The organism is Paenirhodobacter hankyongi, assembly GCF_003664585.1.
Lineage (GTDB): Bacteria > Pseudomonadota > Alphaproteobacteria > Rhodobacterales > Rhodobacteraceae > Rhodobacter > Rhodobacter hankyongi.
The window spans coordinates 1-9,220 of sequence record NZ_RCHI01000034.1 but is presented as its reverse complement, the minus strand read 5'-3'; the positions used below and the strand labels follow the sequence as shown (position 1 = coordinate 9,220).

Sequence of the window (9,220 nt, the reverse complement as noted above, 5' to 3'; positions counted from 1 at the left end):
CAAGGAGCAATGCGTTCATCGCCATCGCTTCGAGAGCATCCAGCACGCGACCCGCGTCATCGGTGACTGGATCAGCTTCTACAACAACCGCCGCCCTCATCAGGCCCTTGCCATGCGCACACCTGCCGAGGCATTCAGATTAGCGGCTTAAACTGAGCAGATTCCGCTGGGTCAATACACGATCTGCGCCATCGCCGCCGACACGCTGGAACAGGCGCAGGCCGCGGCTCGCGTCGTCTGCGTCGAGACCGAGGAGATGCCGGCCTGCGTCACCATGGCCGAGGCCCTCGCGCCGGGCGCGCCGCTCCTCCATCCCGACTGGCAGTCATATGAGTGCATCGTCGACGGCGTCGCGCGGGGGGGCAACATCGCCTGGGAGGCAAAGGTCGTGCGCGGCGACGTCGATGCCGCCTTCGCGCGCCCCGATGTGACCATCGTCGAAAGCTGCTTCCGCGTCGGCCGGCAAAGCCACTTCCCCTTCGAGCCGCGCGGCGCCGTCGCCTCCCATGAGGACGGGCGTTTCCACATCATCACCTCGACGCAGGTGCCATGGACAGTGCGGGCTGTCACCGCGCGGGTGATGGGGGTGCACAGCTCGCTGGTGCGGGTGACGGTGCCCCCTGTGGGGGGCGCCTTCGGGCTGAAATTCGACGCCTCGATCGAACCGATGGCCGCGATCCTTGCGCGCAAGACCGGGCGGACCGTCTCGCTCGTCAATTCGCGCGAGGACGAGACGACGACCTGTCTGTGTCGGGAAAACGCCGATATCCGGATCCGCTCGGCGATCGGTCCGGACGGCGAGATCGTTGGCCGCGAGGCGGTGGTCCTGATGGATGCGGGGGCCTATGGCGGGGAACAGATCTTCCTGTCGACGATGACGGCCCACACTCTCGGCGCCAGCTACCGGCTGGGCGCGGTGCGGCTGTCGTCGCGCGTCGTGTACACCAACACGCCGCCGAACGGGGCCTTCCGCTCCTGCAACGGCGCCTACAACGCCTTCGCGCTCGAGCGTCATACCGACGAGATCTGCGAACGCATCGGCATGGACCGGATGGAATTCCGCAAGAGGAACGTGCTGCGCGACGGCGATCGCGGGGCGACGGGGCAGGTCTTCGAAGGCGATGTCCTCGGCCCGATGCTCGACCGGATGGAGGCCCTGCGCGCGCGCAGCGGAACGCAGGAACACCGTGCCGGCGGGCGCCTTTACGGCCGGGCGACGACGGTGGGCACCTGGAATATCTTCGTCGGCCCGTCGAGCGCCACGGTGAACCTGAATTCCGACGGCTCGGTGACCCTCGTCACGGCCAGCGTCGAGATCGGGTCGGGGTCCATCACGCAGGGGGTGCCGCAGATCGTGGCCGCCAATCTGGGCATCCATCCCTCGAAAGTGATCGTGAAGGCCGCCGATACCGATGCCGCGGGCTATGATATGGGGACGGGCGGCGGGCGCACCGTCGTCTCGATGGGCGCGGCGGCGACGGCGGCCTGTGCCGTGGTGCGCGAGAAGCTGCTCGAGACCGCCTCCGAACTGCTCCAGACCCCGCCGGAGGATCTCGTGCTGCGCGAGGGGCGGGTGCAGATCAAGGGGCGGCCCGGTTCCGGCACCACGATCGAGACCGTGATCGCGCGGGCCGAGCAGACGAAGGGGCCGATTTCGGGATCGGGTGCCTTCACCGCGCCGGGCACGGCCAAGGGGATGCCGGGCTGCGCGGCGGGGCATTTCTTCGACGCCATGGATCTGCCGGTCTTCATTGTGCACGAGAGCGAGGTCGCGGTGGATCCCGAGACCGGCGAGGTCGAGGTGCTGGCCTATCGCGTGGTGCAGGACGTGGGGCGCGCGATCAATCCGCGGGCGGTGCGCGGCCAGATCCAGGGCGCGGTGGTGCAGGGGATCGGATACGGCATCCATGAGCAGGTCACGCTGGGGCCGGACGGCGGCATCGAGCAGACCGGCTTCGAGACCTATCACCTGCCGCTGGCGCAAGATGCCGTGCAGGTCGAGATCGACCTCTTCGAGGGGGCGCCCTCCTGCGGGCCGATGGGCACCAAGGGCATCGCCGAGGTGGCGATCATGAACGGCGGGGCGACCATGGCCTGCGCGATTGCCGATGCCATCGGTCTGAAGGTGCAGCAGCTGCCCCTGACGGCGCCGCGCGTGATGGCCCTGATCGACGGCATCGAGCCGGTTCTGGACCATCCGCACATCAGCCGCCGCTGGTCCGACAATATCCTGAAATAGCCGGGAGCAGGGAAGATGGAGCCACGCCGCGCCTGCATCAGCTTCGCCGATTTTCCGCTCGACGCGAGCCTCGAGGCGCCGACGGAAAGCGCGATCGCGATCCTGACGGGGACCGAGGGGCCGGCCTATCGCCCGGTCGGGGCCGCGATCGTGGTGCGGGAAGGCCGTGTCGTGGCGGGCTCGCTTTCCTCGGGCTGTGTCGAGGAAGACATCGCCCTCCATGCGATGGCCAGTCTGGAAACCGGTCTCGGTCGCACGATCCGCTACGGGGCAGGGTCCCCCTATATCGACATCCGCCTTCCTTGCGGTGGCGCGCTGGAGGTCACCATCATCCCCGCGCCCCGGTCCGAGGTCCTGCGGCAGCTTGCTGCCCTGCGCGCCGGACGCCGGGCGGCCTGGGTGAGCGTGAGTGAGGGCGGGCTCGGCTGCGGGCCACAGGCGGGCGCGCGGCTGGATCTGCGGCTTGTCCCGGACATCCGCTTTCATGTCTTCGGCAAGGGGCCGGAGACGGTGGCCTTCGCCGAGCTGGCTGCCGCGGCGGGATATGCGACCGAGGTCTTTTCCCCGGATGACGAAACGCTGGCCGCGCTGCGGGGAAGGGGGCACGGCCGACGGCGGCTGAATCGCAGCGGAGGGCTTGCGGATGTCGCGCTGGACCGGTTCTCGGCGGTGGTGCTCTTCTTCCATGATCACGAGTGGGAGCCGAAGATCCTGGCCCATGCGGCGGCGAGCGAGGCCTTCTATATCGGTGCCCAGGGAAGCCATCGGGCGCGCGCAAGGCGGGATGCGGAATTGCTGCGGCTGGGTGTCCGGCCGGAAAGGATTGCCACGATGAAGGGGCCGGCGGGGCTGTTCCGGGGCTGCCGGGATGCGCGGGCGCTTGCCGTGTCGGTCCTCGGCGAGGTGGTTCGCGACGCGGCCGCGCTGTCGGATCTGGCGCAGGCCGAAGGCGCCTCAGAGGCGAGGCTCCCGGCCGCATCCGGCCGGAGCCACGGTGACCTTGAGCCGACCGCGGTCCGGGCACTGGACATTGCGCATGTCTGCAGAAGATCTGGCGGCGCTTGACGCGGTGACGGAGCTGCCCGCGAGAATTTCCGGGCGGGAAGCGGGAACGTCAGCCCGGCTATCGCGCGGCCTTGCGCCGGCAAAAGGCCTGCCCCCCGCCGCATGGGTCCGGATCTTCCCGGCAGTGCGTCGCGCCACGACCGTTCGTATCCTGTTTCCGTGTGTCGATGGGGGCAAGCGCGCGATTGCGCACAGGCCATTCCGGTCCGCGCGCGGGGACTATCCCGCAATGATCCCCGTATCTCCCAGTGTGGCGATGAAGAGCGAGAACAACTCTCCCTGCGATCCGATATGCAGCTTGGCATAGATGTTGCGTCGGTGGATGCGCACCGTTCCCGGTGAGATGCCGAGCGCCAGCCCCGTGGCTTCGGCCGAATGGCCTTTCAAGGTATATTCCACGACCTCGATCTCGCGTGCGGTGAGCAGGTTCGCCCCGAGCTTGCGGAAGGCCGCATCGATCAGGCCGGGCAGGCGTTGACCATCGGGTTCGGCGGTCGGCGCAGAGAAACGGTCGGCAAGATCAGCCCAGTGATGCGCCGCCAGTGCCCCGACCACCGGCACAATGGCCCCCAGATCGCGGAACTCGCGCGCGGAAAAGGCGCGCCCCTCCCGCATCGCCGAAATCACCACATGCACGTCGTTCCCGACCGGCAGCATGAAGCCGATCTCCTCGGCCAGTTCGGTCTGCACGTAATAGTTGCGGAAGTATTCGCCCTGGTAAAATCGATCCGGAGCCACGTCGCGCAAGCGCACCAGCCGGGGGGCGGGCTGATCTGCGCAATGCAGGTAGAACGGGTCCAGAAGATAGGGGCCGGCCTGATAGTCCTCGACCATGACCTTGTATTTCCAGTCCGGAAAATCGGCATGCAGCGAGATCGGCCGGCGGTCGCCGTAATAGGCAAAGGTCACGCTGTGCTCGAAGGGCACGACGCTTCGGATGGCCGTGACCAGCGCCGGGGCAAATCCATCGCCATGCAGGGCAGTGATTGCCCTGGCCGAAGCCTCATTCCAGTCCATGAGATTTTTCCCGCGACTATGCCTTTTGAAGTATATACAGTTGATCGTGGATTTCCTATCGTTTTCTCGTATTGAGGCATAGTCCGCAAGAGGCGAGCCTGACAGGGAAAGAACGATACATGACATATGAGACCGTGCCCCGCAGAGATGCGATGGCCGAATTCATCGGCACGACCAAGCGTTATGGCACGGTGCTGGCGGCGGACCGCCTGAACCTTGCGATCCGCCGGGGCGAGTTCCTGTCCTTTCTGGGGCCCTCGGGCTGTGGCAAGACCACCGCGTTGCGGATGCTGGCCGGCTTTGAAACGCCAAGCGATGGCACCATCCTGATCGACGGGGTCGAGGTTGGCGCCATGCCCGCCTATCGGCGGCCGGTGAACATGGTGTTTCAGAACTATGCCTTGTTCCCGCATCTGACCGTGGCCGAGAACGTGGCCTATGGCCTGCGTCAGCGCCGCCCCCGCGTTGCGCGCGAAGACATTGCGACCCGCGTCGCCAGGGCGCTGGACATGGTGCGTCTCGGTGATTTCGGGCCGCGGCGGATATGGCAGATGTCGGGCGGTCAGCAGCAGCGCGTCGCACTGGCCCGTGCCATTGTCAACGAGCCCAAGATCCTGCTTCTGGACGAGCCGATGGCGGCGCTGGATGCCAAGCTGCGTGCCGAGATGCAGGTCGAATTGCTGAACCTGCAACGTCAGCTGGGGATCACCTTCGTGCTGGTGACGCATGACCAACAGGAAGCGCTCTCGATGTCGGACCGGATCTGCCTGATGGGCAAGGGGCGCATCGCCCAGATCGGCACGCCGAGGGAACTCTATGACCGGCCCGCGAACCGCTACGTCGCAAGCTTTATCGGCCGCGCCAATCTCCTGCCCGCGACCGTGCGCGGGGTAGCGGACGGGCGTGTGGTGGTCACACTGGCCTCGGGCGACCAGGTCGAGGTCGCGGCGGCCGAGACGGTTCCCGGAACGGCGGTTGAGATTGCGATCCGGCCCGAGAGCCTCAGCCTGTCGCCGCACCCGGTCGAGGGCACGCCGTCGGTTCCGGCCGTGATCACCAACCGGATCTTTCTGGGGGAGCACATCGAATTTCAGCTGACGCATCCGGTCTTGGGGGTGCTTCAGGTGATGGTGCCGAGGCAGACCGAAAGAATGCTGCCCGGCGCCGACGTCGGCGCGACGTTCCACGTCCTGTGGGACCGCGGCCTGGGCCAGATCCTGGCCGAAGACTGAACACAACAGGGATAAACAAGATGAAAAAGACGGATTTCATGCGCGAACTGCGCCGCTATCACAAGGGCTCGGTCTCGCGGCGGCATTTTCTGGGCGTAACCGGCCTTGGCGCGGCGACGGCGGTGATGGCTGGCAGCCTGCCCATGCGGGCCTTTGCCCAGGGCATCGGCGACCGGGTTTCGATGGCAACATGGCCGAATTACGACGATCCGGACAATCTGGCCGCGTTTCAGGACAAGACCGGCGCTGCGGTGCAGGTGAATGTCTTTGGCTCGAACGAGGAAATGTTTGCCAAGCTGCAGGCGGGCGGCGCGGGCTGGGACGTGGTGGTGGCCACGAACTACACCATCAGCACCTATGTCGGCGCGAAGATGATCGAGCCGCTGGACCTGTCGAAGCTGCCCAATTACGACGCTGCGGCCTTCGAGGCCCGCTTTGCCGGGCCCGGCACCGTGGACGGCAAGCTCTACGCCATCCCCAAGCTGTGGGGCACCACCGGCATGGCCTTCGACAGCACCCGGGCGGCGCAGCCGCTGGACAGCTGGAAGGGGTTCTTCGACATCACCCGCACCGAGTTCTCGGGCCGGACCATCATCCATGACTATCAGTTGACCGCGATCGGCAATGCGCTGAAATATTTCGGCTATTCCTTCAACTCGGTCGATCCGAAGGAACTGGCCGAGGCCGAGAAGCTGCTGATCGAGGTGAAGCCGCACCTGTTCGCGATCACCTCGGACTATCAACCGGCGATGCGCAACGGCGACGCCTGGCTGACGATGTGCTGGACCGGCGACGGCAAGCAGTTGAACCGCGACATGCCCGAAATCCACTATGCGCTCGGGAAAGAGGGCGGCGAGATCTGGTCGGATTTCTATTGCATCCCGACCAGCGCTCCGAACCGGGAAGGCGCCTATGCGCTGCTGAACTTCCTGCTCGACCCGCAGGTCAATGCCAGGGAGGCGCTGTTCCACGGCTATCCCGTGCCCGACAGCCGCGTCGAGGCCTTGATGTCGGACGAGATGCGCAATGATCCGATCCTGCATCCGGCGGCTGATCTGCTGTCCGCGCTGGAGTTCGGTGCGGCGGTGACGCTGACCGATCCCAACCGGGCCGAGATCATGGCGCGGTTCAAGGCGGCATAGGACGGGCAGGGGATGGCGCTCTCGAACCGACAGGCACGATGGCTGCTGCTGGGGCCGGCAGGCCTGTGGTATGCCATGCTGCTGGTGCTGCCGCTGGCGGTGGTGCTGGTCTATTCCTTTGGCGAGCGGGGGGCGGCGGGGGGCTATCAGCCCGCCTTCACCCTCGCGCAATACGCCAACCTCGCCACACGCTGGACGGCGTTCAAGAACACGCTGATGCTGGCGCCGCTGGGCACCGTCGCGGCGCTGCTGATCGCCTACCCTCTGGCCTATTTCCTGGCGGTGCGCGTCAACCCGCGCTGGCGCACACTGCTGCTCGTGCTGGTGATCGTGCCGTTCTGGACATCGATCCTGATCCGCTCCTATGCGTGGATCTTTCTTCTGGGCGGGCGGGGGATCCCGGCGCTGCTGGCGGATCTGGGGCTGGGCGACTGGCGGCTGATCAACACCCCCTTCGCGGTGCTGGTGGGCATCGTCTATGGCTACATGCCGCTGATGTTCTTTCCGATCTATGTCAGCCTCGAAAAGCTGGACCGCAAGTTGCTGGAAGCGGCCAGCGATCTGGGCTCGCCGCCATGGCGCAGCTTTGTGCAGGTGACGCTGCCCCTGTCGCTGCCCGGCGTGGCGACCGGCTCGATGCTGGTCTTCATCCTGCTGATGGGGGAATACCTGATCCCGCAGATGCTGGGGGGCGGCAAGGTGTTCTTTGTCGGCAATGCGCTGGTCGACCTGTTCCTGCAATCCCGCAACTGGGCTTTCGGCTCGGCCATGTCGGTGACGCTGGTGGCGGTCATGCTGGTGGTGGTGACGCTGTATATGCGCTTTCTCAAGCGCATCGGAGCGGCGCGCGAGGATGTGGGGTTGATGTGATGCGGATCTATGCACTGGCGGTCTACGCCTTTCTCTATCTGCCGATCGGCATCATTGCGCTGTTCAGCTTTTCGGCCGGCCGCTCGGCCAGCCAGATGCAGGGGTTTTCGACCGGGTGGTATGCCAAGGCGCTTGGCAATCCCTTCGTCGTCGACGCGCTGAAGACCTCGGCCTCGGTGGCGCTGACCTCGGCGCTGCTCAGCTGCCTGTTCGGCACCATGGCCGCGCTGGCGCTGACAGGGCTGAAGGGGAGGGTGCGGACGATCTTCGACGCGATGATCTACATCGCGGTGATGATCCCCGGCATCGTGATCGGCATCGCCACGCTGATCGCGCTGGTCACCGTCTTTGACGCGGTGAACCCCTGGGTGCAGGCGGCGACCGGCTGGCGGCTGTCGCTGGGCTTCGGTTCGCTGGTGGGCGCGCATGTGCTGTTCACCATGTCGCTGGTGATCATTCTGGTGCGGGCCCGGATCGAAGGCATGGACCGGGCGCTGATCGAGGCCTCGTCCGATCTTGGCGCCGGTCCGGTGGCAACCTTCCGGCAGGTGACGCTGCCTCTGCTGGCGCCGGCGGTCTTTGCGGGGTTCCTGCTGAGTTTCACCTTCAGCTTCGATGATTTCATCATCGCCTTCTTCGTGGCGGGGCCCGAGACCACGCTGCCCATCTATATCTTTTCGTCGATCCGACGCGGGGTGACGCCCGAGATCAACGCCATCGGAACAATGGTGATTGCCGTCTCGCTGATCCTGCTGATCGTCGCGGAATTCACGCTGCGCCGGGGCAAACCGGCCGCCTAGGGGGAAATATGTCAGCTTGTCTTGAGGGGCGGATCGCCCTTGTCACCGGCGCGGGTTCGGGGATCGGGCGCGCAGGTGCCATCGCCATGGCCCGCGAGGGCGCCCATGTCATCGTGACCGACCTGCGCGCCGATCTGGCCGCCGAAACCGCCGCGCTGATCGGCGACCGGGCCGAGCCGCATGCGCTGGACGTCCGCGACGATGCCGCAATCGAGGCTCTGGTCGCCGCAACCATTGCCCGCCACGGCCGGCTGGACGTGCTGCACTCCCATGCCGGTATCCAGATTGCCGGTCGACTGGAGGATGTCACGGCGCAGCAGATGGACATGGCCTGGGCGCTGAACGTGCGCGCGCATTTCGTCATGGCCAAGGCGGCGGTCGGGCCGATGCGGGCACAGGGCGGCGGTTCGGTGATCATCACGGCGTCGAACTCTGGCTGCCAGTATGATCGCGGCATGATCTCTTACGCCACGACGAAACACGCGGCGGTCGCGATGACGCGGCAGATGGCGGCGGATTACGCGCGCGACAACATCCGTTTCAATGCGCTGTGCCCCGGCTTTGTCGATACGCCCTTCAATGCCGGGTTCGAAAGCCAGATGGGAGGGCGGAATGCCTTGGAGGGATATGTCGCCGATACGATCCCGATGGGCCGCTGGGCCACGCCCGAGGAGATTGCCGACGGGATCGTCTATCTTGCCTCTCCGCGCTCGTCCTTTGTCACGGGGCTGGCGTTGGTGATCGACGGCGGCGAGGTGCTGTGACCGGGGCGCAGGTCTGGACGCTGGTCGACGGCGCGGCGCAGGATCACATCTGGCTGCAGATCGGGGGGCACAGCTATGACCTGCTCGCCTG

At 66.1% G+C, this 9,220-nt stretch carries 9 protein-coding genes; 8 read left to right on the top strand and 1 reads right to left on the bottom strand.

The window, feature by feature from the left end; genetic code table 11:
• The 3 genes from DYS74_RS19090 to DYS74_RS18185 all read left to right on the top strand — a co-directional run.
• Nucleotides 1–151, top strand: a 151-nt coding sequence (locus DYS74_RS19090; protein ID WP_147435480.1) for an integrase core domain-containing protein, incomplete at its 5' end; no start/stop codon positions are given.
• 123 nt (nucleotides 152–274) lie between these two features.
• Nucleotides 275–2,239 carry a xanthine dehydrogenase family protein molybdopterin-binding subunit gene (locus DYS74_RS18190; protein ID WP_245965337.1) on the top strand — a complete coding sequence of 655 codons (1,965 nt, stop codon included), beginning with the start codon at nucleotides 275–277 and terminating at the stop codon, nucleotides 2,237–2,239.
• Nucleotides 2,240–2,254: 15 nt separating this feature from the next.
• Nucleotides 2,255–3,304, top strand: a complete 1,050-nt coding sequence (locus DYS74_RS18185; protein ID WP_121535042.1) for an XdhC family protein — start codon at nucleotides 2,255–2,257, stop codon at nucleotides 3,302–3,304.
• Nucleotides 3,305–3,523: 219 nt separating this feature from the next.
• Here DYS74_RS18185 and DYS74_RS18180 read toward each other — a convergent pair whose 3' ends face one another.
• On the bottom strand, nucleotides 3,524–4,321 hold the full coding sequence (locus DYS74_RS18180; RefSeq protein ID WP_121535041.1) for a helix-turn-helix transcriptional regulator: 798 nt from the start codon (nucleotides 4,319–4,321) through the stop codon (nucleotides 3,524–3,526).
• Between the two features lie 152 nt (nucleotides 4,322–4,473).
• On the opposite strand from DYS74_RS18180, the gene DYS74_RS18175 reads away from it, so the two are divergent.
• The 5 genes from DYS74_RS18175 to DYS74_RS18155 are packed head-to-tail and all read left to right on the top strand — an operon-like array spanning nucleotide 4,474 to nucleotide 9,129.
• Nucleotides 4,474–5,553 carry an ABC transporter ATP-binding protein gene (locus DYS74_RS18175; protein ID WP_220668880.1) on the top strand — a complete coding sequence of 360 codons (1,080 nt, stop codon included), beginning with the start codon at nucleotides 4,474–4,476 and terminating at the stop codon, nucleotides 5,551–5,553.
• Between the two features lie 20 nt (nucleotides 5,554–5,573).
• A complete protein-coding gene (locus tag DYS74_RS18170; protein WP_121535039.1) occupies nucleotides 5,574–6,695 on the top strand; it encodes an ABC transporter substrate-binding protein in 1,122 nt (373 codons plus the stop codon).
• 12 nt (nucleotides 6,696–6,707) lie between these two features.
• Nucleotides 6,708–7,565: an ABC transporter permease gene (locus DYS74_RS18165; protein ID WP_121535038.1), complete on the top strand. Its 858-nt coding sequence runs from the start codon at nucleotides 6,708–6,710 to the stop codon at nucleotides 7,563–7,565.
• Nucleotides 7,565–8,365 carry an ABC transporter permease gene (locus tag DYS74_RS18160; RefSeq protein ID WP_121535037.1) on the top strand — a complete coding sequence of 267 codons (801 nt, stop codon included), beginning with the start codon at nucleotides 7,565–7,567 and terminating at the stop codon, nucleotides 8,363–8,365. Before DYS74_RS18165 ends, DYS74_RS18160 begins: the two co-directional genes overlap by 1 nt.
• An 8-nt stretch (nucleotides 8,366–8,373) precedes the next feature.
• Nucleotides 8,374–9,129 (top strand): SDR family NAD(P)-dependent oxidoreductase, encoded by a 756-nt coding sequence (locus tag DYS74_RS18155; RefSeq protein ID WP_121535036.1) that lies wholly within the window; start codon nucleotides 8,374–8,376, stop codon nucleotides 9,127–9,129.
• Nucleotides 9,130–9,220: the final 91 nt, after the last annotated feature.